We start from the raw sequence: 24,808 nt of genomic DNA, 5'->3' as shown, positions 1-24,808 counted from the left end.
ACAGCCCAAGACTTTTAAATTTAAAAATATCGAGCATTTTTTTATGCTTTAGCAACATTCTGAGTCCACTGATTTACAAAAACCCTTCACCTGTATAATTTTTTTTTACGTACTTATGAACTTTTTTAGCCAACATTGGTTTTCGTGTATATACATTTAAAATCAGAAACTAAAATTCAACAATTAATTATGAAATTATTACAACAAACAGGTTTGTTTATCGCTGCAGCATTGATCGCGGTATCTTGTGGATCTCCAAGCGATACAGTAGAAACTACTGATGCTCAAGAAGTAGGTGAAGCTACAGGTTCTACACTAACTATCGATGCATCTACAAGTAAAGTAGATTGGAGAGGTTACAAGCCAGCTGGTCAGCATTACGGTTTTATTCCAGTTACTTCAGGTGAATTGGTAGTAGACGGCGAAGCTATTACTGGTGGTAAATTTGTTTTTGATATCACAGGATTGAAAATTCAGGATATTGAAGAGACAGATGAGAATTATGGCAAACTTTGGGGTCACCTTCAGTCAGCAGATTTCTTCGATGCTGAAACTCATCCAGAAGCAATGTTTGAAGTAACTTCTATCGAAACATACAACTCAGGTGATCAAATTGAAGACAACGAGGAGTTCGTAACTGACAATACTCCAAAGAAAGATTCTGAATTGATTTCAGGAACTCCTACACATTGGATCTCAGGAAACTTGACGATGAGAGGTAATACTAAAAACATCAAATTCCCTGCGGTAGTAGCTATCAATAATGGAGTTGTTTCTGCACAAGCAGGATTCAACATCGATAGAACAAGCTGGGGCTTAATGTACGGTGACGAAAGCACTGCAGTAGACAAAGCAAAAGATCAGTTTATCTACAACACAGTAAGTATCAACTTTGATATCAAAGCAAACTAAACCAACTATAAAAATTGATTGAAAGAGGAAATCGTAAGGTTTCCTCTTTTTTTGTGTTTAAAAGTTAAATTTGCAGCATGGTTCAAACTTTTAAAATTCCAGAAGAAATAAAAAAAGAGTGGTTAGAAAAACTTCTGTTTTGGGCAGAAGACAACTATACGCTCTTTACTTTTTTTGATGACAATCAAGTTTTTTATCCTTTGAATGGCTTTAAGAAAGCGTTCTACGCTGGAAATAAATCGCTTACGGTTGAACAAGCTTTTGATCTTTATGGGAAAAATGAAATGGTGGGTATCCTAAGCTACGACTACAAAAACAAAGTAGAAAAACTAGTCAGTCAGAACCCTTCCTTGGTGGATTTACCGGAATCTGTATTTTTTATTCCTGAATTATCCATTCATTTCGAAGAAAATGAAATCAGAATCAACAGTTGTGATCCGGAAAATATTTTTCAAGAAATTGTTCAATTTGAAATCAATCAAAAGCCTAATCCATCTGTAGAAATCCAGCCACAAACTTCAAAAGAAGAGTACAAAAAAGCGATCCATTCCATCCAAAATCATATTGTGGAGGGAGATATTTATGAGATGAATTATTGCATGGCTTTTTCATTTGAAACAGCACAATGGAATCCAATTCAAGGATTTTTGGATCTTATGAAAAACTCCGCGATGCCTTTTTCTACACTGCTCAAAGCTGAAAATAAATATCTTATCTGTGCTTCTCCAGAGCGCTTTTTGAAAAAAGAAGGAAATAAACTGATCGCTCAACCTATCAAAGGAACAATCAAAAGGGGAGCTGATACCCAGCAAGATGACTTATTGAAAGCGCAATTATTTGAAAGTGAAAAAGAGCGTGCGGAGAATTTGATGATTGTGGACCTGATGCGGAATGACCTTTCAAAAATCTCTGAAACGGGATCCGTGAAAGTCGATGAACTCTTCGGGGTTTATGCATTTCCCAAAGTTTTTCAAATGATCTCTACAGTAAGTTCCACTTGCCAAAATGAGGTGAATTTGAAGGCACTTTTTCATGCAACCTTCCCCATGGGAAGCATGACTGGTGCACCCAAAATCAAATGTATGGAATTGATAGAACGGCACGAAAACTTCCAAAGAGGATGGTTTTCTGGTACGGTTGGACATATTTCGGAGAATGGAGATATGGATTTTAATGTGATCATCAGAAGTATTCTCTTCGATAAAACAGCACAAAAAGGTTTTTTTGCAGTGGGTAGCGCGATAACTTTTGATGCAGATGCTTCCTATGAATATGATGAGTGTTTGCTCAAAGCTTCTGCCATCATGGAAATGTTGGCAGGTAAAACCATGGAAGCATAACAGATGGATAATATCAGGAAAATCATACACGTCGATATGGATGCTTTTTATGCGTCTGTGGAGCAGTTGGATAATCCTGACTTGGTTGGCAAACCGGTAGCAGTAGGAGGGAACAGAGAGCGGGGCGTAGTTGCAGCAGCATCCTATGAAGCGAGGAAATATGGCGTTCGCTCGGCTATGTCCGGCAAAATGGCAGCTTTGAAATGTCCTCACTTGATTTTCGTTAGACCGAGGTTTGAGCGGTACAAGGAAATTTCCAATCAAATTAGAGAGATTTTCTTCGAATACACAGATTTGGTGGAGCCCTTGTCTTTGGATGAAGCATTTTTGGATGTGACTGAAAATAAATTCCAAAACCCATCAGCCACCTTATTAGCAAAAGAGATCAGAGAGAAAATTAAGCTAAAAACAGGCCTAAATGCTTCTGCCGGTATTTCTTACAATAAATTTCTAGCCAAGACTGCCTCAGATATCAACAAGCCCAATGGCCAAGCCGTCATCTTACCAAAAGAGGCAGAGGCATTTCTGGAAAAGTTGCCGATTGAGAAGTTTTTTGGAATTGGGAAAGTGACGGCTGAGAAAATGAAGAAATTCGGTATTCATCAAGGCAAGGACCTCAAAGAGTATAGCCTTCAGTTTCTCACTAAGAAATTTGGCAAATCTGGGCTTCATTTTTACAATATCGTTCGGGGTATTCACATGAGTGAAGTGCAACCCAATAGAGAAAGAAAATCTATCAGCGCTGAAAATACTTTTGAAAAAGACCTGCCCACGCAAGCAGAATGGGAAGATGCCTTGAAAGGTGTTTTTGAAGAGCTGATGAGGCGCATCGAGAAAACAGGAATTAAGGGAAGAACAATCACCCTGAAGATCAAATACAAGGACTTCACCCTTCAAACGCGGAGTAAGAGCTTCGACCAATATCCTGATAAAGAGAAAATATGGGAAACAGTCCTAGAACTTCTTAATCAAGAAAGACTCACAGATGCTGTTAGATTATTTGGTATAGGGATTTCCAATTTGAACTTACTAGAAGAAAAAATCCATTTTGGAAAGCAGTTATGGTTTGAATTTGAAGATTTTTGATTAACCCATGTCAATTTACGAAGTACGTTGTACAAAGTACCAAGTGCGATGATCTAAGTGAGAAGAATCAAGAATGAATAGATTTGTAATAATATAAAAAAGTTGAATTTGTTTTAGTTAGATTTTACAACAAACCAAATTGGGTTGAATTTAAAAATCAAATCACTCCAAAATTTGAATCAAATTCATAATCACTTTCTACTTTACAGATTCTTGTTTTGAAATGCGTATACCATTTTTCACGCCCCATTTTTTGAGCGAGGAGATGTTCTGAATTCATTTTCCATTTCTTGATGGATTCCAAGCTATCCCAATAACTCACTGTAATTCCCATCCCATCTCTTACAGATTCGTGCCCGAGATAACCATCTTGATTGATGACAAGAGATTCTATTAATTCGCCCATTTCACTGTAGCCTTCCGAATCGTTGTTCAGTAGGTTTGTGAAAATAACGGCGTAATAGGGAGGATCAGGTGTGTTGGCTATTTTCATCAGCTATTTGGGATGGATTCAAAAAGACCTTCTATATTTCTAATGTTTTTACTCTCTTTACCAATAATTCTTTTTGTTCTGAGGTATCGATTGAGTTCGTATTCGTCATAATCAGGACTCGCAGGATCAAAACTGCTGATGCGAACTCTCCCTCTTGAATGGATAAATGAATTGTTTCCAATCCACATTCCTACGTGCACTACACGCTCTTTTGAATCAGCGGTGGCTTTACTTCCAAAAAATAACAAATCGCCTACTTCAAGATTTTCCCAATTCTTATTTACATCGATTTCTTCTCCTTCGTGAACTTGCTGGGAAGCATCACGAGGTATGATTTCTCCATTGAGAAAATAGATTGTCTTTGTAAAACCGCTACAGTCAACTCCTTTAACAGAAGTTCCTCCCCAAAGGTAGGGTACACCCATCATGGATTTGGCAGTCTGAATTAATTTCTCTGGACTTGTCTTCCGAGTAGCAAGCCACTCTTCATAAGGCATCATTTGATCTTTTCTGACAAACCCTGACCTGCCGTCAGGAAGTAAGATTTCCAGATGGTTTTGAAATTCATTTTGAGCTATTAAGATATTTCCTGCGACGAGATCACTAACAATTTCTGCTTCACTTTCGGAAGCAAAGACATGACCGAAAAGTGGTGTGAAAACTGCTTTTTCTTTTTGATACCAGGCATTGATTTCTTGTTCGGTCATCAAAGCGATTCCTGCGGCATCGATCCATGATATATATCCCTCAGGAGTTTGAATTAGATACCAAGTATCCTGTTTTTTCAAAACGCTCAACGGTGTTCCCATCGTTGCTTGTGTGGCTAATTCTGCAGAGTGTTTGGGTTCACTTCGGATATTTCCAACTGAAATGGTAACAATGGCATATTCTTTTCCTTCAAGTTCCCCATCAGGAAGGAGTTTGATTTGGTTTTGATATTCTACTCCAGCACTGTCAAGAGAAGTTAAAAAAGAGGTAAGTGGATTTTCTAAATTTGTTTCACCTGTCAGGTTTTTACCATCCCATTGAATATCCCAAAGCGCTACTCTTTTATCAGGTGCGTATTGAGTTTTGAATGTTTCAATTACTTGATTTACATCCGTTTTCTTTTCCTGACTACAAGCAACTAAATAAAATGAAATTAAGAATAATAGAAGAGCGGATTTCAAGATTGATTTCATGACTGAGCTTATTTTTAATACAAAAGAAGAAAAAAAAAGCGGGCTTGTAAATCAAGTCCGCTTTTTTTAAATGGAATGTGAAAATTACTTTTCCAATCCTGGAGATCTTTCTAAGAATTCTTGGTATAACTTGATGTGTCTATTGCTCATTGGCACTCTGTAGCCATCAATGAATACATGAATGATTTGAGTTCGGGTTTCGAATGGATCCCCAGAAGACACAAACAAAGTAGCATCTTTTCCAGCTTCAATAGAACCTCTTCTGTCTGCAATACCGAAAACTTCAGCAGCATTGATCGTTACAGCTTTTAAAGCTTCTTCTTTGCCCATGCCATAAGCTGCAGCAAAACCGGCATTGAAAGGTAGGTTTCTTGTGTTTTCAGCATCATTTGATCTGATGACAACTTTTACACCTGCTTTAGCCATTTTGCCTGGGTTGGTATAGGCTGCATCATATCTATCTGATTGTCTAGTAGGAATAGATAGCATTGGTCCTGTGATCACAGGAAGTCCTGAAGCTGCGATTTTATCAGCGACTCTCCAGCCTTCAGCTACACCAGTAAGGATTGCTTTTACACCTTTGTCTTGGATCCATTTGATAGCAACTTCGATATCTGAAGCAGCATTCACTTCTACAAGAAGAGGGAGCTCACCTGTCACAGCTTTTGCTAATTGCTCCATTTCTGGATAATAATCTAATTCTGCTTTGGCAGCTTTCATTGATTGATACTTCACAGCTCTTTCCCATATGTCATTGAGATTCTTTTGGGCTCTCTCAGCATCTTTTTTCACTTCCTCTTCACTTCTTCTATCCCATGTGCTTCTTCTTGCCGAAGTCGGGAAATTGAGGATAATGCCTTTGAATCCAGCATACATTTGATCAGGAGTATATCCATTGAGATTGATCAATGCGGCAGTTCCCGGGAAAATCCCTCCAGAAGGATTAGCCAAAGTAGTCGTCACACCACTTACTCTTGTAACTGGTATAGCCTCAGAATTAGGATTGACAGCGACCAAAGCTTGCATGTTTGGAGTCACATTTCCAATTTCAGAGAAATCTTGTGTTTCTGGAACTGAATTGACTTCTACTAAGCCAAGTCTTCCTCCTCCGTCAAATAGTCCTGGATAGATAAACTGTCCAGTACAATCGATCACCTCTGCATCGCCAGCAGGAATATTGGTTCCTACAGCTTCGATTTTTCCATTGACGATCAAGACACTACCATTTTGAATATTTCCTTTCGTCACAGTGACTACTGTGGCATTTTGTAAAAGAAATTTACCATTTCTAGGCTTGATAAATTCTCCATCAAATTGCTGTGCTTGAGCAATCATCGGTAGGAGAACCAAGGCCATGAGGTATATTATTGATTTGAATTTCTTCATGATATTTTAAATTTTGAATTGTACAGGGATCAGATTAATGAGAATGCTCAAATAAATTTCTACCAAAATTGGTAAAGAAGAAATCCACACCATGCATACAATTGTGGTCATGCTCTTTTAAGAAAATAGGTTCAACCATTTCATTCGCACTAACTCGAATTCTCATGTCATTCTGATCTTCATTGAGATCGAAGTATTTCACGCCATCTACAAAAGTCATTTGCGGAATTGCATAAACCGATAGCGGATGGTCATTGAAAATCACTAAATCACCTTGTTTACCTTCTTCAATAGAACCGACTTTGTCAGCGATACCAAGCTGTTTGGCAGGATTGATCGTAATCAAAGCAAGTGCTTGCTCGTCAGATAACTGACCATAACGCTGTGTTTTTCCAGCTTCATGGTATAAGTGACGGATCAATTCACCAGAATCAGAATTGATTGAAGTAATCACACCATTCTCAGTTAGGATAGCGGCATTGTAAGCTGTAGAATAATACACTTCAAACTTGTAAGCCCACCAATCTGCAAAAACAGATGCACCCATCGTGTATTCTGCCAATTCAGGAGCCACTTTAAAACCTTCGTTTACGTGAGAGAACACGATGTTTGTAATCCCAAAATCCCTACAAGTATTGATCAAAGCATAAATTTCATCTGCTCTATAGGAGTGACAATGAATAATAACTTTTCCATCAAGAATGTCTACAAGAGTTTGCAATCTCGCATCATTTTTTGGAGGGATTGGAGTTGCTCCTTTTTGCTTTAAAGCACTTTCATAAGTTTCCCAAGCCTTTTTGTATTGTAATGCTTCATTGAAACCATTTCTGATAACGGCTTCCACACCCATTCTTGTTCTTGGTTGAATATTTTTTCCTCTACCATGAACACGTGTTGGGTTTTCACCAAGAGCAAACTTAATGGTTCTTGGAGCTTCTTTCATGAATAAATCTTCAGGATTGAATGTGCCATATCTGTGCTTTAAGGTGATATTTTGACCTCCAATAGCATTTGCTGATCCGTGCATCGCATGTGAGATGGTTACACCACCAGCCAATGCTCTGTATAAACCGATGTCATAAGGATCTACGACATCCGCCATTTGAACCTCCGAGGTGATTGGTGCAGTAGCTTCATTTACAGCGTCAAGAGCTACGTGTGAATGCGCATCAATGATCCCAGGCATCACATATTTTCCTTTGGCATCAATGGTAGTTACGTTGTTTGCAGTAAGTCCTTTTCCGATTTTTTTGATTATCCCATTTTCTACCAAGATATCAGTATCTTCTAGAGTACCTTGAGTAATGGTGATAACTGTTGCATTTTTGATAAGTACAGAGCCCTTTGGGGTTTGACCCATGGAAGGCATCCAAACCATCACCAAAAATGCGGCTATGATATAATTAAGCTTTTTCATTTTTATTTTGGTTTAGAGATTGGATTGATTTGGTTTTTTTGTCGCAGTCAATGGAAAACTCCCAAATTCAGCTAAAGACATTCTACCAGTAAATTGGTCATCTGTCAAATCACCATTTACAGAAACTGAAATTTCCATTCCACCAGCAGATACATCAAAAGTGAAACTCATCTTGCCATCTTTTACAGTTATATTTTTCATTGTAGCTTGCGCCTTCCCATTTCCTGCTGGATCATCATAGGTAATTGTACCTTCATATCCTGTAGCAGAATTATCGATCGTCATCATTCCACCTGAGCTTCCCGCAGGAGTGTCGGATACATATTCCCAAGTACCAGAAACTCCAGCTGCACCGTTTCCATTCTTATTTCCATTTGCAGCTTTCTTAGGTTTGGTCTCGTAGTCGAAAACATAACCATCCGCTACTACATGTTTGATTTGAGCATCTTCTGTAAATAGGGGAGCGGTAGTTATTACCATATTGGCAAGTTTTCCTTTTTCTAATGTTCCAGCAAACTTCTGAATACCTAGGTTTTGAGCATTATTGATTGTCAAAGCCGCTAATGCAGCATCTTCACTCAATCCATTATCAATCATGATTTTGATGTTTTTCATCAGATCACCAGTTTTAGCTCCTGAAGTAGTGAAACCGAATTTGATACCTGCTTCTTCGAGCATTCCTGCTTGCTTAAGTGCTGTCTCGTAAGCTTCTTTGACTCTATCAGTTCGCCCTTGAGCTTCTTCATTGAGCTTTTCAGACTTATTTTTTGATTTATCTTCTGGTAAAGTCAATGCAAGTAATACTGTTGCGTTTGCTGCTTTAATCTCGCTGATCACTTTATCAACTTCGGTTACACCCAATAACATCAGATTAAATCCTAATTCCTTTTGTAACCTTAGTGCTCTTCTAATTTCAAGGTCATTTGAAACTTCAAATATCACAGGGATATTTTTGTTGATCACAGGGTACATGGCTTCATAGGTTTTGTTGATTTCAGGTCTATTTAAACCAACATTAGAAGCGAAGATATTTTGATGTTTGGCAGAAAGCTCGGTGTTTTTATAAACATCTCTAAATTTAGCCATTACTCCGAGTGGCGTTCCAGGATACATCCCACGAGAACCGCGGAATCTTGTACTCAAAGCTGTATTTTGACCCAATATGTTTGTGGATGACGAGCTACCGAAGACTACTATGGCAGACTTTCCTGAGATCATTCCACCATCTGGAATCATGTGTGCTACGGTAAAACCAGCTTTTCTCCAATCGCTGATTGCATTGTTGTTCATGTCCACTTGATCGATCACGTTTCTCCAAGGAGTTATTCCTGCTAATTCATCAGAAGGATTTGAGGAATCAAAATTTGCTGGTCTTTCTGGTTCTGAAGGTCTAGTGACACCGGCCGAGCTAGCCCCATCAATAAATCCAGGGTAGATGAACAAGGAATCTCCATCGATTACATCTGTACCCGCAGGCAGATTTATATTTGTTCCGACAGCTTGAATTAATCCGTCTTTAAAAAGGATCGTAGCGCCAGTAATTGTCTTACCTGGCGAGGTAGTTATTGTAGCGTTTTTGATCGCATAAGTACTTGTCACACGCTTGGTTCCACTTGGATCACTTTGAGCCTGTACAGAGGAATAAGCAATGAAAAACACCGCCACTATAAAGCTACCGAGTAACTTGATTTTTGTGTTGATATTCATTGTATAAATTGATGATTGGTTGAATTTTATTAGGTTGTAAGCTAGTAAAAGATTTTTTCTCGAAAAATTTTTATTTTTTTTTATACTTGATTTTTGTTAGGAACGGCAAATTCCATGAGTCGTAAATCAAAAAGGTATGTTTATAATTTTAATAAGAAAAATTGCATTATTTATGACAATCATTTGTGATTTTTTTATACCAAAAACCTCGTATATTTCGATCATATACCAAATTAGAAGAAGATGAAAAACGTATTAATTATCGAAGATGATAGACTTATATCAAGTCTTGTTCAATTTAGATTGAAGAAAGATGGTTATAATGTAACGATGGTAGAAGATGGGATTGCAGGGATGAATGCGATTGAGAATGCCTCACCTGATTTGATTATTACTGATGTCATGATTCCTTTCAAAAATGGAATTGAAATTATTAATCATGCTAAGAAATTTAGCCCAAAAGTTCCTATTATTGTATTAAGCTCGCTTGGAGAGGAAGAGGGTACTGTAATGGAAGCATTTAACTTGGGTGCCTCAGATTTTATTCCAAAGCCTTTTAATCCTAACGAGTTGGCTATGCGGGTAAAAAGATTGATAAACAATTAATGATTATAAATGAAGAAAGGATATTTGAGGAAATTTTTATTTCTAATCTTCTTATTTAGTTTTTTCAATATATCCTTTATCAAAGGTCAGAATGACTCACTTTCTGTTGAAAAAATCGAGGAAATTTTGACCTTTGAGCCTTCTATACAAGGTCTCTATTATCAATTAGAGGTTAAGACCCCAAAATCCCAACTAGGTCAGATTGATTTTGAAGAAATGAATTTTTCAAAATCAGGTGATTTTTTGCTTTCAGATACACTTGTTTCTTACGGCAAGGCTCTGGAAATAAAGTCCTTATTAGAGACTAAATATAATCTTGATCCTTTTTTGAAGTATTTTATTTTTGATATGGTTTCCGATCGTGAATCTGTAAATGCCTATCTCTCTAATCTTATAAGAAATGAAATTTTTATTCCTGGAATACAAATAACGCAGGAAGAGATGGAAGGTGAACTTATTATATTAGGTTCTAAAGTGCCATTCAAACCTTTTTATAAATTAAGAATCAAGCTTTTACAAGATATTAAGGTGATTTTACTTTTAGCAATTTTAATTTTATTTATCTTTTCTTCCGTAATATTGGTTCTTACCATGATTTTCATCAAGGCAAGAAAAAAGGAGAAAGAGATTTTGACTAAAAGATTTAAAGATTTGACCTATGAACCGCTCTCCAATTTATTATTTGAGAAGTCATTAGAGGAAATTATGGAATACTCTAAACAAGATTTAGAACAATTTTTACCTACCAACTATCTTTCTAAACCATTATTCAAAACTGTTTTGATACAGGAAATCATCAGTCTGAATAAAAATATGAAAGGTGATTTTAAGCTAAAATTGAAGTTAATATATAGAAAGCTAGATCTTCATCAATTTACACTTTCAAGACTTCAAAGCAAAAGATGGGATGAAGTAGCTACAGGAATAGTTGAGATCAATGAAATGGATCTTACTGAAGCACTTCCCGAAATGGAAAAATTAGTTTCAAACAAAAACTTTTATATCCGTTCAAATGCTGTAGCAACCCAACTAAACCTCTCTAATGATAAAAATCTAACAGTTTTAGCAAGGCAAAAATATCCTTTATCATCTTGGCAACAAATGAAATACCTGAGGATTATCAAATTCCTTTCTACCCAAAATTTAGTTAAAATTATTTATCTCCTTGAGTCAGATAATGTTTCAGTTAGGATTTTTGGAATTCGCTTAGTTCGTTATTTGGGTAGGGTAGATCGTATTGCAAAACTTTCAGAAATGTACCCTACTGCCTCACTTCCAGAAAAAGTAGAAATCTTACGAAGTTTCAATGCACTGAATGCAGAATCGGAATTAAATCATGTTCATGATGCTCTTTACTCAGACCAAGAGGAGCTTTGTTTGATTGCCATTCAAACCCTTGGAAATATTGGTGATGAGAATTCGCAGGCTTTTTTGATTCAAAGATTAGGCATGATTCAAAGTTTTGCCTTAGAAAAGGCGATTTTAACTTCTTTAGCTACTTTGAATAAAGATGTTTTCTTAAACTTTGTAAGTACAAGTACTAAAGCGTCATACATGAAAATAAAAGATCACCTTTTAGATCCTATTTTGAGTAATGTATAGCCTCTTGTTCAACATATTAGTCGATTTACTTGGGATTTTCTTCCTTTTTTACAGTTTTTCAATAATTGTATTTTATCTCCTGACTACGGTATTGTCTGCCTTAGAAATGCGAGATCATTTGAGAAAAAATAAATTTGCCGATTATAAGGATATTATAACGAGTCCACTAGCCCCATCTATTTCGATCATAGCACCAGCATACAACGAAGCCAATACAGTTGTACAAAATGTAAAGAGTTTACTCTCGCTACATTATGGTAAATTTGAAGTAATCCTTGTCAATGATGGTTCTAAAGATGATTCTATCAATAAATTAATTGAGAATTTTCAGTTGGTAAAAACCGAATACGCTTACAACGAATCAATATCAGCCAAACCAATAAAAGGAGTTTATAAATCAGAGAATTCTTCTTATTCTAAATTGACTGTAGTAGATAAAGAGAACGGAGGAAAAGCCGATGCTCTAAACGTGGGGATTAATATTTCCAACAATGAAATTATTGCTTGTATAGATGTAGATTGTATTCTCTCAAGTGACTCACTTACAAGAATGATGCGTCCATTTATGGAAGAAACAAACAGGCAAGTTATAGCTGTTGGTGGTGTAATTGGTGTTGCAAATAATTGTGATGTCAAAGATGGTACTGTTACTAAATACAGAGTTCCTGAAACGTTGTTGGGGAGATTTCAGGTTATTGAGTATTTTAGATCTTTTCTCATGGGAAGAATGGCATGGACACGTGTCAACGGTCTGATGCTAATTTCTGGTGCGTTTGGATTTTTCAAAAGAGATTTGGTCATGAAAGTTGGAGGATATTTTCCAAAAACAGTAGGAGAGGATATGGAACTGGTGGTAAGAATGAGAAGATATATGGAAGAGAATAAGCTCCCATATAAAGTCGGATTTATTCCCGATCCTCTTTGTTGGACGGAAGTGCCTGAATCGGAACAAGTATTGTCTCGTCAGAGAAATAGATGGATGCGAGGAACGATCGAAACCCTTCAACTACACCAAAAAATTAGATTAAATCCAGAATATGGAATTATGGGAATGGTTTCCTATCCTTTTTGGGCAATTTTTGAAAAAATGGCTCCTATTTTTGAAATTTTGGGAGTTATATACACCATTGCCATGATTATCACAGGTGATATTAGTGCATTGTACTTTATTGGACTTTTTATCCTAATTTATTTTTTCGCAATTATGATTTCATCTTTCAGTATTCTCTATGAAGAAATCGCATATAACAATTACAAAAGTTCAAAAGATTTGAATAAACTCATTAAAACTATTTTAATTGAGCCATTTGTCATTCATCCTAAGTTGATGTGGTGGGGGCTTAAAGGGCACTGGGACTTTATCAAAGGTAAAGGTGGATGGGGAGTGATGATCCGTAAAGGATTTGATAAGGCTACTGATAAACAAAAAGTAACAGAATAAGCTAAAGGAAAAAGGAACATGAAAATCAATATTTATATCAAAAGCTTGTTTGTCATCTTAGCATTAAATACCTTGACCCCAATCATCTTTGCTCAGGAATCCTTTGATCCAGATGTTTTATATGCTGAGGCTCGTAAATTGATATTAGATGGCAAGAGAGAAGAAGGAAGAGCTATAGCTTTCAGAGCACTTGAAAAATACCCAACTTATGCAGATATTCTAATATTGGTAGGTAGGTCGTATAGCTGGGATGGATCCTATGATTCGGCTTCCGTTTATTTTGAGCGGGCCATAGAAGCTAGTCCTGAATATCAGGATGCTTATGTAGCTTATATTGACAATCTTTTTTGGTCAGAAAATTATGATCAAGCAGAATTGATAATTAATAAAGGTATTGATAAAATTGGCCCTCAATCGACTCTTCTTAGCTATAGAAAATCAAGGTTGTATTATTACCGTGAAGACTACAGTACAGCTCTAGAAATTGCAAGAGAAGTGTTTGAGAAGAATAGTAAAATAAATGGCATTCTTAACTATATACAGACTTTACAGAGGCTAGGCCGTAACAATGCCATAGGAGCGACCTATGATTATGATAGCTTTAGAGGCCAACTTACTCCATGGAACACTTACTCTCTATATGGACGAACTCGGACCAAATTGACCGGGTCCTTAATTGCAAGGGTGACAAACTCTTCTCGATTTGATGCCAATGGAACCCAATTTGAATTGGACGCATATCCTTCATTGGGAAAAAATTCTTATGGCTACTTCAATGTTGGTTTTTCACAGGCTTTTTTCTTCCCAAGTTACAGATTTGGAGGTAGTGTTTATTGGAATCTACCTAAAGCTTTTGAATTTGACATTGGATATAGACATTTAAGCTTTTCTGAAGTGACACATATTTTTACAGGATCTATTGGGAAGTATGTGAGTAATTGGTGGTTTAATCTTCGAGTAAATGTCATTCCTGGTACAAGTGGAAGTTCAACGAGTGGAAATTTGCAAACAAGGTATTACTTCAAAGGTCCTGAGGACTTTTTTAGTATCCAGTTTAGTACAGGTGTTTCTCCTGATGAAGAGAATAGAGATTTTCAATCACAATTATTAAATTCTTATAGAGCAAGATTGGGATATCAGCAACTTTGGACTGATAGATGGATGGGATTTGGTTTTTTAGGATACTCTAGAGATGAAATTAATCAGGGGAATTTCAGAAATAACATAAATATATCAGTTGGGACAGAATTTAGATTTTGATGAAAGAATTTTTAGATAGATACTTCCCGATTGAGCTAAGATTATTATTCAAATGGATAATTTTCTTCGGATTTATATTCTTTGCATTTCCTTTGATCAGCTATTTAGTCTGGAAAGGTACTTCAAGTGCAAAATTAGAAGTTGTAATTTTGGATAAAACAGTCCCTTTTAAAGAGCAGGGAGAGTTTCAATCTATTCAATGGGTTTTGAATCATTTGAAATATGTAAAATCAGACGAATCATTATATCTTGGAGAGCTTGGATATTGGGGTTTTCATCCTAAGGATAATTCTGATGAATTTGAGATTAAAGATTTCACACAGCTTTCAGATGTAGAAATAGACCGTTTAGCAGATGATTTAGATCTTTTATACATTTCTGATACTTATGGAGTTTACGAAGGTGATTTTGGAAAAAGCCAAGGGCAAAATAGGTCTAAAAAAATCTATGGAGGAATGGATAGGAGTGACCTCCAAATAATAAAAAAGTCGATTGAAAAAGAGAAAGTAATTATAACAGAATTTAACTCTATTGCCTCTCCCACAAGCAAGCAAATAAGGACGGAATTTGAAGAATTGATGGATATGAGGTGGACAGGATGGATTGGTAGGTATTTTGATGAATTAGATACTGTCCTCAATGAAGAAATCCCAAGGTGGATGATAGAAACTTATAAAAAGCAACATCAAGATATTTGGGGTTTCAGAGGCTCAGGTCTTATTTTTCTTCATGAAAATGGACGTATTGAGGTGATGAAAAATATTGAGCATCTCGGAGATCCTGTACCCACTGTGGTTACCAATCTACAAGCTCAAACTAGATACGGACTGCCAGAGATGGTTAAGTATCCTTATTGGTTTGATATCATGCTTGTGAGTAGAGATTTTGAAGTGATTTCATATTACGATATTCAACCGACAGCCGCGGGTATAGAATTACTTAGAGAAATGGGATTACCAAGATATTTCCCTGCTGTAGTTCATAAAAAAAGTGGGAATGCCTCGTTTTATTATTTTTCAGGTGACTACTCTGATAATCGAATTGCTGATAATTCTTATCAATATCAAGGAATAGCAACCTTATGGCGAATGTTTCTTCATCCAGATGATTTCTCACAAAGAAGAAGTTTCTTTTGGAATTTTTATTATCCCTTGATGAAAGAAATACTTAGAGATACCAACAATAAAAAGGCTAAACGTTAATTTTTGGGGATATATCTCGTAAGTGAATCGGGAATGATTCGATTGAATTCCATTACATGTCTATTTGAACTGTTATAATTTTCAAACTTTTGGATTAGATTTTCTCTCAAAAGATTATCAGAAACAGGATCTAAATTCATGTTGTCTGATAGTTTAAATAATTGGTTGTCAGATAGTACATATTCTCCATCGATGTATTCTAAAAGTTGATTTTTGTTTCTCATAAGTGGGTTAGAAACAAAAGATTGGAAATTGATCGCCGTATCAAGAACATATCCTTTCCATGCCACTAAGGAAGGTAATTCTAGCTCAAATCTAGCGGATAATAAACTCAAGATAGTAGGTGTGATTTCAAAATGTGTTGTAACACTCGCCATCATTCTTGGACCTTTGAGTTTTGGAGAATAGATCATTAGCGGAGTATGAAACCTATCAATTCTTGTGGACATAGGAACTTCAGGAAGTCGGTGATCACCAGTGAAAATAAATATTGTATTTTCGAAATTGGGCATTTTTTGGTACATCTTAAAAAATGATCTTACAGCATTATCCGCATACATTACACTTGCATATACATTGGTGTATTTTAAGTATTCACTTTTCTTTTGGCCACTTATTTTCAATTTATTATCTAAATGATCTATGAACATTTGATTATAATAATCCTGATTTGGTACTAAATAAGGGTCATGAGATGTCTGCGTTTGGAATATGGATAATTGAGGCTTTTTTGAATCTTTAGGGATTTTTCTCATCCCATTTTCAAACATTGCATCATCAGGATATCCCCAAGAAAAGCCAGTATTGGTAGGGGTCATGTCGAAGTCATTATCAAAAGAACTAACATCTAAAACCCTGTCTACATGTTGGTAATTTAAAAATGTCCCTACATTATCGAAGGCTTTATCTGCTCCAATATGATAATTGATTTGGTATCCATTGTATTTCAATAAAGAGAGCAAACTCAAGTGCTTTGGTAAGTTTGGGGCTAACTCCATAAATCCATTTTTTGCAAATGGTAAAGAACCAAATGTACCTGTCAAAATACCAAAAGTTCTTCCTGTAGTGGAGAGGTTATTTTTCCAATACAATGAATGATTTTCTAGAGAATCTAAGAATGGTGTGAAGCTACCTAAATAGGCATCTTTCCCAGAATAAGCTTTGCCTATACTTTCTAATAAAACAAATACAATATCGGGGAGAGTATCAAATTCATAGAAAAATGTCCCTAATACATCTGGATAATTGTTTTCATGTAAAAATGGATAATCTGTTGACACGAATTTTTTCTCTACCAAAGCATTTTTTCCTTGTGGTGAAAGGAAAAAATCAAAATACATGTAATTACCCGAGGAGAAGTGGTTGTACGATTGATTATAGAGATAGTAAGATTTGTTGACTTTTAGATTTCTATCTAACTCTGAGACAGAACCAGTTCCATCTTGTGGAATCAGATTGAAAATAATCAAGTATAAATAACAAATCACTGTAAAGTATAGCGCAGATTTTGAGGATAAATTAATTTTTCCTCCAAGACTAATTAGGTAAGTTATAAGAGCAAATAAAAAGATGATTGCTGCAATATTAATTACGTTTAACTCTCCCGAAGCTTGGACAGTTGCTATGATGTCGGATACTGAGTATGCGTACAAATCTTCTCCTAAGGGTAGAAGCATTTTGGTGAAATAAAACATTAATCCCCCTTGGATAATAACAAATAGGGTGAGATTGAATAACGAAAAAATCCGTGATAATTTTGGAGTAATACTGTCTAAAATGAAATGTATGATCAGAAGTACTCCCAATAAATAGAAGACCCATTCAAGATCAAAAAACAGTCCTCCTATAAATGTTAAATAGGGATTTTTGTCTATTTGATGTGAAGAAAATACCCAAGCGACTTCAGCAATTCTAAGCAATACCATCAATACCAAAAAGGGGATAGCAATTTTCCAGAATTTGGTAAGCGTGTTTTGAATATTAACTAATAGATCAGATCTAATTTCAGCTTCTTGACTCATTCTTAAAAAGATATTTAAGGGATTTTGTTACTTATGGATTATTTGCCTTAATATTTTTCTAAATTACCTATATTGCATTATTATCCAAGTTTAGTTATGAAGAAAGGTTTGCTCTTCAAAGAGCTTTTTACGAATATTGGTACTACGGGTGCGATCACTTTTAGTTCAAAACCCCTGGTAGATAAAATGTTATCTTTTGCAGATTTCAAAGGCGCAAAATTATTAGTTGAATTGGGTGGTGGTGATGGAAGTATTACCAAAGGAATTGTTGAGAGAATGGATAGCGATGCCAAGTTATTAGTGTTTGAAATCTCCAGGAATTTTTGCGACAACTTAGAAAAGATGTTTCCTCAAGAAAATGTGATTATCATCTGTGATTCTGCTGAGAATATTGACAAATATCTTGATCAAGTTAAAGCTGATTTTATTCTTTCATCTTTACCATTTAGTTTGATTCCTAAGCCAATTAGGGCACAAATTTATCGCAAAAGTAAAGATTCGGTAACGGAAGAGGGTAAATTTATTCAGATTTGCTATTCATATCTGTTGAAATATCAATTTGCAGATTATTTTTCTGAGATAAAGACAAGCTTTACGCTTAAGAATTTCCCCCCAGCATTTATTATGATCTGTAATTGACAATTTGAATAGGTATCAAAATATATCCATTTTAGAAGTAGCTTTTTTGGAAATGGCAAGACTAAAGCAGGGGCAAGATTTTAACCCCTTAGAAGTTCTTCAATGGATTTTTCCTGAAGCATGGGAATATTTCATTCCGGATGTTTTGATAGAAATTGAACGATTGCATCTAGAGGGAAAAATTGTAGTAAAGCAAAATGGGCTTTCTCCTAATTTCCCTCTGAAAAGCGTAGAAGAAATTATAATTTCTATAAAAGTCTAAACTACCTCTACGTTTTTTTGGTTAGAAAGAAAATTGTATATCATGAAAAATCTTTTTCTAATCACAATCCTAACTGTATTTTCCCTAACTCAAGCACATTCACAACAAAAGAATAGATCTATGAAAGAAATCCCACAAACTCAAGCTATTGCTCCAGAAGGCATGGAATTGGCAACATTAGGTTCTGGATGCTTTTGGTGCATAGAAGCGATCTATCAAGACTTGAAAGGAGTAGAAGGGGTAAAGTCTGGTTATAGTGGAGGTCATATAGATAATCCAAGTTACAGACAAGTGACCTCAGGTACGACTGGACATGCTGAAGTGATTCAGTTTAGTTTTGACCCAAATATCATTTCTTTTGAAGAGATTCTAGAGATTTTCTGGTCTACACATGACCCAACTACCTTAAATAGACAGGGAGCAGATGTGGGCCCTCAATACAGATCTGCCGTATTCTTTCACAATGAAAAGCAGAAGGAAGTTGCAGAATTTTATAAAGAGAAATTGGATGGATCAGGAGCTTTTGATAAGAAAATAGTAACTGAAATCACAGCTTTTGCTAATTTCTATGTAGCTGAAGATTATCATCAAAATTACTTTAATGATAATGGAATGCAGCCTTATTGTCAAATTGTAATTAGACCTAAGGTTGAGAAATTCAGAAAAGTTTTTGCTGATAAATTGAATAATTGATCATCTTGTATACTGATATTTCAAATTGTGATTACTTTTATACTTTGTAATATTAAATTCAGAAGATGATGAAAAGTAAATTCTTATTGGTTTTAATCCTCCCTTTGTTTTTTGCTTGTAACAATGCTACAGAAGTGAAAACTGAAAACACAGAAGAGGAAACTACTGCGCAAGTTCCAGGTAATTATGGTGCGATTGTAGAAGAGATGGAAATAATGACGATCTCACAGTTGTATGATGAACTAGCGTCAAAAGGTGAGTTTGAAGGAAAAGTCATAGGTCAGATCAAAGAAGTGTGTTCAAAGAAAGGATGTTGGATGACTTTAGAGCTACCAAATGGAGAATCGATGAGAGTAACTTTCAAGGACTATGGTTTCTTTGTTCCATTGACTTCCCAAGGGTATCCTGTTATAATCGAGGGGAGCGCCACAAAAACTGAAACTGATGTGGCGACTTTGAAACATTATGCTGAAGATGCTGGTAAAACTAAGGAAGAAATTGATGCGATTACTGCTCCCAAATTAGAATATGCTTTCGAAGCCGTTGGTGTTATTATAAAAGAGAATGCATAAACCTTTCCTTTTTTTAGCTCTTTTAATATTGTTTTCTTGCGGAAACGAGGAAAGTAAAGGCAAAGTAGAAGAGGGGATTAAGTACCCAAATCAAGATGCCCCTTTAGCTTTATTAATGCGAGAGATGTTTCTAGACATGGAAGAGATCAGGGTTTCTGTTGAAGAAGGGAAAACTATTAGAACGTATATTGAAGAGCATAAAAAGCTGCTGACAGCCAAGCCAACTGACGCTGGAGTGAAAACAGAAACTTTCCAAACTATGGGGATTTCCTACTTAGCAGGTTTGAAACAACTTGAACAAAGCAGTGAAGAAGCTCTTTTGGAAAACTATAAATCCTTAGTAAATTCTTGCTTAGCTTGTCACAACAATTTTTGCCCTGGGCCTGTTAAAAGAATTAATTTATTGAAATTGGATTGATTATGGCCATTGCATTAGACAACCTTAGGGTGGGGAGAGTTTATGAATTTAGGAATATGGGTGAAGAAAGGAAACTTGAAGTCATCGCCAGACTTTCTGGGTCAAACTTTAAAGTCAAAGACTTAGATACCACAGAAATATATACCATAGAAGAACTTCTCCGTTGGGGAATTGGAAAGGACTATGAACTTGACGAATGTATTGATCAAGGAAGTGGTTTGGTTCCTAAGAAATTTTAAAAAAAAATGGCTCTGATCAAATCAGAGCCATTTTTTTTAATGAAAAGTCTTAAATCCAGGTTCATAAATAATTCTAACAAATGAACTCATGCTGCGATCTTGTCCACTTACGGGAATTCCTGTGACGATACCTACCATTAAGTTTTCAGCTAGGCCGATTCTCATCTGTGGACGGAGAACACCAATAAATTCATTTTGATGAAATTCTTTGTTGAATTCTAATCCGATAAAGTTTCGAGTGCCAGGAATCATGTAATGAAAATTACTGTGCAGCTCGTAGGCGAACTCACTTCTCTGATTAAATTCTTTGACGATTCGTGGTCCTGTATAGATGAGTGTATGGTAATTGCTTCCCCATCTTTTTGCCGCTATGAAAAATGGATTATAAACATTCCCTTTGAATAAATCGCCACGTCCTAACCTATTGAGATCTACAAATTCAAATTCATGTATGTAACCTAGAGCAAGGGAAGTTTTGGCTTTTTCTGAAACAAGAAATGACCATTGAGTTGCTAATTTCAATGATTCAACGCGATTTGAAGGGCGCTCTAAATTTGGGGATAATTCACCCCTAGTTGAGAATAATGTAACGGGGACTTCAACTTCAAACCCTAATCGGTCAATGGGAGCCCATTCGTATTCTACTAGAATCTCATATTCATCAAAACCTCTTTTATCGGTCATTCCTGCGCCCAGATTCCATTCTTTTTCTCCTTTTCGTGCTCCAAGGTCACGAATTAAATCAATGTATAAGGGTTCGGCATGAAGTACTTTTGGCTTTTGCTTTGGTTTAATTTCTTCAAACTCTGCTAGAAAGCTACTGTCTAGTTGAGTTCTTTCTTGTTTTATACTGTCTGTTTCTGCTTTTTGAGCATAAACGGACATACTGTTTAAGGCGCATAGAAATAATATGCAATACTTTATATTACGCTGTTTCATTTAAGAAATAAATTAGAAAATTTAAACAAAGTGATCTTTTCAACAGGTTTTATCACCTGATTTACAATTAATTAACCTTTTTTGTGAAAGGTTATATCCTAAATCAAATTCTCAGTAAAAGTCTCGGGAGGAGGGGAGTTTTCCTTATCTATTCCGCTGGTGAGAGAGACATCAAAAGAGTTTCTCCATTTGTTTAATTCAAAAGTGAAATAGCAATTTACCTTAATTTCATTTTTAGTAAATGCTAATTTGATATCAGGGATTTTCTTTTTCTCGTGCGGGACATCTGTATCAGGAATAATTTGGTTGTCCATTTCAAAAATAAATTCTACTATAATTTCAGCCAATGTATCAATTGGATCATTGAGACTTTGTTCAAGTGAATTAAGATTACCTGGATGATAAAAATTAGCAGTGAGGTTAATAAAATTTACTATCAACACGAAGGTGATGATACTTATAATTTTACTTTTTCTCAATGCTTTTATCATAAGACAAATATACTTTTTTCTATGCAAAGATAGAATCAAATTAGTTTTTGATGTTGATTAGGGTAACTTATGTCACATCCAAATCGGCTATTTTTAGTACCTTTGAATAAAGAATTAGATCGATGAAAAATAGAAGTTTGGGAGCAGCAATGCTTCAAGGGTGTTGTCCAAAATGTAGAGAGGGTAAGTTATTTCCGACATCTATATTGAGCTATACAAAATTGTCAGAAATGCATCAGAAATGTCCTAAGTGCGATGCTGTTTTAGTTCCAGAGCCTGACTTTTTCTATGGAGCGATGTACATAAGCTATGCTTTTTCTGTGGCGTTAGTTGTCAATGTGTTGATCATTCTAAATTACCTTTTTGATGATCCTGACGTTTGGGTTTATGTCACCACCGTAGTAGTCGCTAACCTTTTACTAGTTCCTGCTTTTCTTAGATATTCGAAAGTCTTATACCTTTATGGAGTGGGTAAATTGTCTTATGACCCTCATTGGGAAAATAAATAGATCGATTCTACCGAATTTGTCCACTTCCTTCAATGATCCATTTGTAACTCGTCAATTCACGCAAGGCCATTGGACCACGGGCGTGAAGTTTTTGTGTGCTGATACCTATTTCTGCACCCATTCCAAATTGATTTCCATCTGTGAAAGCTGTCGAAGCGTTGGCATATACGGCAGCAGCATCTACTTGCTTCAAGAATTTATCAATATTCTTCCTGTCCTCTGAAATTATAGCTTCGCTATGTTTGGAGCTGTATTGATCAATATGTTGAAGAGCTTCGTCAAGACTTGCCACCGTTTTGATCGACATTTTTAAAGAAAGAAATTCTATTCCAAAATGACTTTGATCTGCCATTTGAATCAAATGATGCGTTTCTAAAGCTTCAAAAGATTTTTTATCTGCGAAAATTGTCACTTTTTTAGCTAATAGATCTTCAACTATTTCATTGATATCGGACAAGTGTTTTTCGTGGATTATCAAGCAGTCCAAACTATTGCAAACACTTGGTCTTCTTGTTTTTGCATTAAGTATGATTGCTTTTCCTTTTGCCAAATCTGCTGTAAGATCAAAAAATGTATGGACAATGCCAGCACCTGTTTCAATTACAGGAACTTTTGAATTTGATCGCACATATTCTATAAGTTGTTGACTTCCTCTTGGAATGATAATGTCTACGAAGCCAACAGCTTCTAAAAGTGATTGTGTAGCACCGCGATCCGAAGGAAGTAAAAGAAATGCATCTTCTGGAATATTGTTTATTCGAAGAGCCTGATGAATCAATTTCATAATCGCTTGATTTGAAAACGCTGCATCAGTACTCCCTTTCAACACCAATCCATTGCCAGATTTCAATGCAATACAGAAAACATCAAATGTCACGTTTGGCCGAGCTTCATAAATTACTCCAATTACGCCAAGTGGTACAGTTACTTTTTTTAAATGTAATCCATTTTCAAGCGTTTTTTCCTCTAGGATTTTCCCTAAAGGATTTTGTAAGATTTTAACTTGTTGAATTTCTTCAACGATCGCTAGAATTCTTTCTTTAGTGAGTTTTAACCGATCATATTTCGGGTCGGATAAGTCCATTTTAGCCAAATCTTTTTGATTTGCTAAAAGGATATCATCTACATGCTCAACTGCCAAGCTCCCTAATGAATCTAAAGCTCCCCAGATCTGTAAGTCACTGATCTGATTTAATTTTTTGGTTGATTTTTGAACTGTATAGAATTTTTCCTGAAGATCAGTCATTATGGAATACGTAGAGGTAATTGTAATGAATGATTGGTTTTTGGTTTTTCAAACCCATTTTCTCTTTTGCAGCAGTTGAAGTGTATTCTGCACGTCCTAGACCTATTCGATTGCCTGATTCATCTTTGATGCTGAGAATATCGCCTTTTTTAAATTCGCCCTCCAAAGCTACTATTCCTATGGGTAGGAGGCTGGATATTTTTTGATTGAAAAGAGCGGTTCTTGCTCCTTCATTGATTACTATCTCAGCTACATAATACTTGTCACCATGTGCAAGCCATTTTTTAGTACTTTGTTTTGACTTGTTAGGTTCAAAATAAGTGTACTCTCCTCTATTGTAGAATATATTCTCTAAAGTATTCAATTTCTTACCGTTGGCTATGAAAACCTGAATTCCTAAATCTGCCGACTTTTTAGACATGTTAAGTTTCGTCAGCATTCCACCTCGACCAAAAGATGATTTTGAGGCTGTAATGAAAGCTGATAGGTCTTTCGTTTCTTGACCTACATGTTTGATCAATAGAGACTCTGTTTCTTCGGGTGCACCTGTATAAATTCCATTTACGTTAGTAAGGAGAATCAATGAATCTGCATTGACCATAGCAGCTGTAAGGCTAGCTAATTCATCATTATCTGTAAACATCAACTCTGTGATGGCTACAGTATCGTTTTCGTTGATAATTGGAATAACATCTTGCGAAACAAGACCTTGGATGCAGTTTTTCATATTGAGAAAATGCTTCCGATCTCTAAAATCTTCTTTGGTAACAAGGATTTGTGCAACCTGAATTCTCTGCTCTCTAAATAGTAATTTATACGTTTGAATCAGTTCTATTTGACCTGAAGAAGCCCAAATTTGTTTTTTTAAAACAGGATTTAACTTTTCAGGAAGCTGAATTTCTTTTTTTCCAAAGGCAACGGCACCCGAACTTACTAAGATAACTTTCACTTGCTGCTGCCGTAGAAATGTGATCTGCAAAACGAGGTGTTCGATCCTCTTTAGATCTGGATTGCCATCCTTTTGAGTGAGAACATTAGAGCCAATCTTGATTACACAATATTGCAATGAATTCATGTTAATTTTGAGATATCATCACAAAAATAGGCTAATTAATAAAAAGTGCTAAAATATTAAGATTTTTATTG

The 24,808-nt window shown here is 35.7% G+C and carries 25 protein-coding genes; 15 read left to right on the top strand and 10 right to left on the bottom strand.

Going from position 1 to position 24,808, the window contains the following annotated elements; genetic code table 11:
* The first annotated feature begins 189 nt into the window (after nt 1-189).
* The 3 genes from IEV57_RS08795 (at nt 190) to dinB (ending at nt 3,338) form a co-directional block, all read left to right on the top strand.
* A complete protein-coding gene (locus IEV57_RS08795) occupies nt 190-912 on the top strand; it encodes a YceI family protein (RefSeq protein ID WP_188441805.1) in 723 nt (240 codons plus the stop codon).
* Between the two features lie 77 nt (nt 913-989).
* On the top strand, nt 990-2,252 hold the full coding sequence (locus IEV57_RS08790; protein ID WP_188441803.1) for an anthranilate synthase component I family protein: 1,263 nt from the start codon (nt 990-992) through the stop codon (nt 2,250-2,252).
* A gap of 3 nt (nt 2,253-2,255) precedes the next feature.
* Complete coding sequence (gene dinB, locus IEV57_RS08785) at nt 2,256-3,338, top strand: DNA polymerase IV (RefSeq protein WP_188441801.1); 1,083 nt, start codon at nt 2,256-2,258, stop codon at nt 3,336-3,338.
* A 157-nt stretch (nt 3,339-3,495) separates the two neighbouring features.
* Here the strand turns inward: dinB and IEV57_RS08780 are convergent, their stop codons facing one another.
* From IEV57_RS08780 to IEV57_RS08760, 5 genes are all read right to left on the bottom strand, one after another.
* Nucleotides 3,496-3,831 carry an antibiotic biosynthesis monooxygenase family protein gene (locus IEV57_RS08780; protein ID WP_188441796.1) on the bottom strand — a complete coding sequence of 112 codons (336 nt, stop codon included), beginning with the start codon at nt 3,829-3,831 and terminating at the stop codon, nt 3,496-3,498.
* A complete protein-coding gene (locus tag IEV57_RS08775; RefSeq protein ID WP_188441794.1) occupies nt 3,831-5,012 on the bottom strand; it encodes a C40 family peptidase in 1,182 nt (393 codons plus the stop codon). The genes IEV57_RS08780 and IEV57_RS08775 overlap by 1 nt, the downstream gene beginning before the upstream one ends.
* Nucleotides 5,013-5,096: 84 nt before the next feature.
* A complete protein-coding gene (locus tag IEV57_RS08770) occupies nt 5,097-6,398 on the bottom strand; it encodes an amidohydrolase family protein (protein WP_188441791.1) in 1,302 nt (433 codons plus the stop codon).
* Nucleotides 6,399-6,432: 34 nt separating this feature from the next.
* A complete protein-coding gene (locus IEV57_RS08765) occupies nt 6,433-7,815 on the bottom strand; it encodes an amidohydrolase family protein (protein ID WP_188441789.1) in 1,383 nt (460 codons plus the stop codon).
* 12 nt (nt 7,816-7,827) lie between these two features.
* Entirely contained in the window at nt 7,828-9,522 is a 1,695-nt protein-coding gene (locus IEV57_RS08760) for an amidohydrolase family protein (protein ID WP_188441787.1), read from the bottom strand.
* Nucleotides 9,523-9,765: 243 nt separating this feature from the next.
* Between IEV57_RS08760 and IEV57_RS08755 the strand changes: the two genes are divergently transcribed.
* Genes IEV57_RS08755 through IEV57_RS08735 form a run of 5 tightly spaced genes read left to right on the top strand, consistent with a single transcriptional unit; the run spans nt 9,766 to nt 15,633 of the window.
* Nucleotides 9,766-10,128 carry a response regulator transcription factor gene (locus tag IEV57_RS08755; protein WP_188441785.1) on the top strand — a complete coding sequence of 121 codons (363 nt, stop codon included), beginning with the start codon at nt 9,766-9,768 and terminating at the stop codon, nt 10,126-10,128.
* A gap of 9 nt (nt 10,129-10,137) precedes the next feature.
* Nucleotides 10,138-11,730, top strand: a complete 1,593-nt coding sequence (locus tag IEV57_RS08750) for a HEAT repeat domain-containing protein (RefSeq protein ID WP_188441783.1) — start codon at nt 10,138-10,140, stop codon at nt 11,728-11,730.
* Nucleotides 11,723-13,171: a glycosyltransferase family 2 protein gene (locus IEV57_RS08745; RefSeq protein WP_188441781.1), complete on the top strand. Its 1,449-nt coding sequence runs from the start codon at nt 11,723-11,725 to the stop codon at nt 13,169-13,171. The genes IEV57_RS08750 and IEV57_RS08745 overlap by 8 nt, the downstream gene beginning before the upstream one ends.
* An 18-nt stretch (nt 13,172-13,189) precedes the next feature.
* The gene (locus IEV57_RS08740) at nt 13,190-14,431 is read left to right on the top strand and encodes a YaiO family outer membrane beta-barrel protein (protein WP_188441779.1); all 1,242 of its coding nucleotides are present in this window, start codon (nt 13,190-13,192) and stop codon (nt 14,429-14,431) included.
* Nucleotides 14,431-15,633, top strand: coding sequence for a hypothetical protein (locus tag IEV57_RS08735; protein ID WP_188441777.1), 1,203 nt, complete (start codon nt 14,431-14,433; stop codon nt 15,631-15,633). Before IEV57_RS08740 ends, IEV57_RS08735 begins: the two co-directional genes overlap by 1 nt.
* On the opposite strand, the gene IEV57_RS08730 is transcribed toward IEV57_RS08735, so the two are convergent.
* Complete coding sequence (locus tag IEV57_RS08730) at nt 15,630-17,654, bottom strand: LTA synthase family protein (protein ID WP_188441775.1); 2,025 nt, start codon at nt 17,652-17,654, stop codon at nt 15,630-15,632. The genes IEV57_RS08735 and IEV57_RS08730 overlap by 4 nt on opposite strands.
* 96 nt (nt 17,655-17,750) lie before the next feature.
* On the opposite strand from IEV57_RS08730, the gene IEV57_RS08725 reads away from it, so the two are divergent.
* The 6 genes from IEV57_RS08725 to IEV57_RS08700 all read left to right on the top strand — a co-directional run bounded on the left by IEV57_RS08725 (nt 17,751) and on the right by IEV57_RS08700 (nt 20,477).
* Nucleotides 17,751-18,293, top strand: coding sequence for a class I SAM-dependent methyltransferase (locus tag IEV57_RS08725; protein WP_188441773.1), 543 nt, complete (start codon nt 17,751-17,753; stop codon nt 18,291-18,293).
* 52 nt (nt 18,294-18,345) lie between these two features.
* Complete coding sequence (locus IEV57_RS08720) at nt 18,346-18,555, top strand: hypothetical protein (protein WP_229744280.1); 210 nt, start codon at nt 18,346-18,348, stop codon at nt 18,553-18,555.
* A gap of 120 nt (nt 18,556-18,675) precedes the next feature.
* Nucleotides 18,676-19,248, top strand: a complete 573-nt coding sequence (msrA, locus tag IEV57_RS08715; protein WP_188442266.1) for a peptide-methionine (S)-S-oxide reductase MsrA — start codon at nt 18,676-18,678, stop codon at nt 19,246-19,248.
* A gap of 68 nt (nt 19,249-19,316) precedes the next feature.
* Nucleotides 19,317-19,820 (top strand): DUF4920 domain-containing protein, encoded by a 504-nt coding sequence (locus IEV57_RS08710; protein ID WP_188442264.1) that lies wholly within the window; start codon nt 19,317-19,319, stop codon nt 19,818-19,820.
* Nucleotides 19,813-20,238: a hypothetical protein gene (locus tag IEV57_RS08705; RefSeq protein ID WP_188441769.1), complete on the top strand. Its 426-nt coding sequence runs from the start codon at nt 19,813-19,815 to the stop codon at nt 20,236-20,238. The genes IEV57_RS08710 and IEV57_RS08705 overlap by 8 nt, the downstream gene beginning before the upstream one ends.
* A gap of 2 nt (nt 20,239-20,240) precedes the next feature.
* A complete protein-coding gene (locus tag IEV57_RS08700; RefSeq protein ID WP_188441767.1) occupies nt 20,241-20,477 on the top strand; it encodes a hypothetical protein in 237 nt (78 codons plus the stop codon).
* Between the two features lie 36 nt (nt 20,478-20,513).
* Here IEV57_RS08700 and IEV57_RS08695 read toward each other — a convergent pair whose 3' ends face one another.
* Entirely contained in the window at nt 20,514-21,362 is an 849-nt protein-coding gene (locus IEV57_RS08695; RefSeq protein WP_229744277.1) for an HAEPLYID family protein, read from the bottom strand.
* Between the two features lie 152 nt (nt 21,363-21,514).
* Nucleotides 21,515-21,907, bottom strand: a complete 393-nt coding sequence (locus tag IEV57_RS08690) for a hypothetical protein (RefSeq protein ID WP_188441763.1) — start codon at nt 21,905-21,907, stop codon at nt 21,515-21,517.
* A gap of 122 nt (nt 21,908-22,029) precedes the next feature.
* Here IEV57_RS08690 and IEV57_RS08685 point away from each other — a divergent pair, with 122 nt between their 5' ends.
* Nucleotides 22,030-22,416: a DUF983 domain-containing protein gene (locus tag IEV57_RS08685; protein WP_188441762.1), complete on the top strand. Its 387-nt coding sequence runs from the start codon at nt 22,030-22,032 to the stop codon at nt 22,414-22,416.
* Between the two features lie 7 nt (nt 22,417-22,423).
* Here IEV57_RS08685 and IEV57_RS08680 read toward each other — a convergent pair whose 3' ends face one another.
* Both IEV57_RS08680 and proB read right to left on the bottom strand, forming a co-directional pair.
* Nucleotides 22,424-23,662 carry a glutamate-5-semialdehyde dehydrogenase gene (locus IEV57_RS08680; protein WP_188441760.1) on the bottom strand — a complete coding sequence of 413 codons (1,239 nt, stop codon included), beginning with the start codon at nt 23,660-23,662 and terminating at the stop codon, nt 22,424-22,426.
* Nucleotides 23,655-24,737 (bottom strand): glutamate 5-kinase, encoded by a 1,083-nt coding sequence (gene proB / locus IEV57_RS08675; RefSeq protein WP_188441758.1) that lies wholly within the window; start codon nt 24,735-24,737, stop codon nt 23,655-23,657. Before proB ends, IEV57_RS08680 begins: the two co-directional genes overlap by 8 nt.
* Nucleotides 24,738-24,808: the final 71 nt, after the last annotated feature.

The organism is Belliella aquatica, assembly GCF_014637795.1.
In the GTDB taxonomy this organism is placed as follows: Bacteria; Bacteroidota; Bacteroidia; order Cytophagales; family Cyclobacteriaceae; genus Belliella; species Belliella aquatica.
This window is presented reverse-complemented; position numbering and strand designations above follow the sequence as displayed.

Coding starts and splice junctions, on each gene's coding strand:
- IEV57_RS08795 (WP_188441805.1), top strand. CDS start 190: ATGAAATTATTACAACAAACAGGTTTGTTTATCGCTGCAGCATTGATC.
- IEV57_RS08790 (WP_188441803.1), top strand. CDS start 990: ATGGTTCAAACTTTTAAAATTCCAGAAGAAATAAAAAAAGAGTGGTTA.
- dinB (WP_188441801.1), top strand. CDS start 2,256: ATGGATAATATCAGGAAAATCATACACGTCGATATGGATGCTTTTTAT.
- IEV57_RS08780 (WP_188441796.1), bottom strand. CDS start 3,831: ATGAAAATAGCCAACACACCTGATCCTCCCTATTACGCCGTTATTTTC.
- IEV57_RS08775 (WP_188441794.1), bottom strand. CDS start 5,012: ATGAAATCAATCTTGAAATCCGCTCTTCTATTATTCTTAATTTCATTT.
- IEV57_RS08770 (WP_188441791.1), bottom strand. CDS start 6,398: ATGAAGAAATTCAAATCAATAATATACCTCATGGCCTTGGTTCTCCTA.
- IEV57_RS08765 (WP_188441789.1), bottom strand. CDS start 7,815: ATGAAAAAGCTTAATTATATCATAGCCGCATTTTTGGTGATGGTTTGG.
- IEV57_RS08760 (WP_188441787.1), bottom strand. CDS start 9,522: ATGAATATCAACACAAAAATCAAGTTACTCGGTAGCTTTATAGTGGCG.
- IEV57_RS08755 (WP_188441785.1), top strand. CDS start 9,766: ATGAAAAACGTATTAATTATCGAAGATGATAGACTTATATCAAGTCTT.
- IEV57_RS08750 (WP_188441783.1), top strand. CDS start 10,138: ATGAAGAAAGGATATTTGAGGAAATTTTTATTTCTAATCTTCTTATTT.
- IEV57_RS08745 (WP_188441781.1), top strand. CDS start 11,723: ATGTATAGCCTCTTGTTCAACATATTAGTCGATTTACTTGGGATTTTC.
- IEV57_RS08740 (WP_188441779.1), top strand. CDS start 13,190: ATGAAAATCAATATTTATATCAAAAGCTTGTTTGTCATCTTAGCATTA.
- IEV57_RS08735 (WP_188441777.1), top strand. CDS start 14,431: ATGAAAGAATTTTTAGATAGATACTTCCCGATTGAGCTAAGATTATTA.
- IEV57_RS08730 (WP_188441775.1), bottom strand. CDS start 17,654: ATGAGTCAAGAAGCTGAAATTAGATCTGATCTATTAGTTAATATTCAA.
- IEV57_RS08725 (WP_188441773.1), top strand. CDS start 17,751: ATGAAGAAAGGTTTGCTCTTCAAAGAGCTTTTTACGAATATTGGTACT.
- IEV57_RS08720 (WP_229744280.1), top strand. CDS start 18,346: ATGGCAAGACTAAAGCAGGGGCAAGATTTTAACCCCTTAGAAGTTCTT.
- msrA (WP_188442266.1), top strand. CDS start 18,676: ATGAAAGAAATCCCACAAACTCAAGCTATTGCTCCAGAAGGCATGGAA.
- IEV57_RS08710 (WP_188442264.1), top strand. CDS start 19,317: ATGAAAAGTAAATTCTTATTGGTTTTAATCCTCCCTTTGTTTTTTGCT.
- IEV57_RS08705 (WP_188441769.1), top strand. CDS start 19,813: ATGCATAAACCTTTCCTTTTTTTAGCTCTTTTAATATTGTTTTCTTGC.
- IEV57_RS08700 (WP_188441767.1), top strand. CDS start 20,241: ATGGCCATTGCATTAGACAACCTTAGGGTGGGGAGAGTTTATGAATTT.
- IEV57_RS08695 (WP_229744277.1), bottom strand. CDS start 21,362: ATGTCCGTTTATGCTCAAAAAGCAGAAACAGACAGTATAAAACAAGAA.
- IEV57_RS08690 (WP_188441763.1), bottom strand. CDS start 21,907: ATGATAAAAGCATTGAGAAAAAGTAAAATTATAAGTATCATCACCTTC.
- IEV57_RS08685 (WP_188441762.1), top strand. CDS start 22,030: ATGAAAAATAGAAGTTTGGGAGCAGCAATGCTTCAAGGGTGTTGTCCA.
- IEV57_RS08680 (WP_188441760.1), bottom strand. CDS start 23,662: ATGACTGATCTTCAGGAAAAATTCTATACAGTTCAAAAATCAACCAAA.
- proB (WP_188441758.1), bottom strand. CDS start 24,737: ATGAATTCATTGCAATATTGTGTAATCAAGATTGGCTCTAATGTTCTC.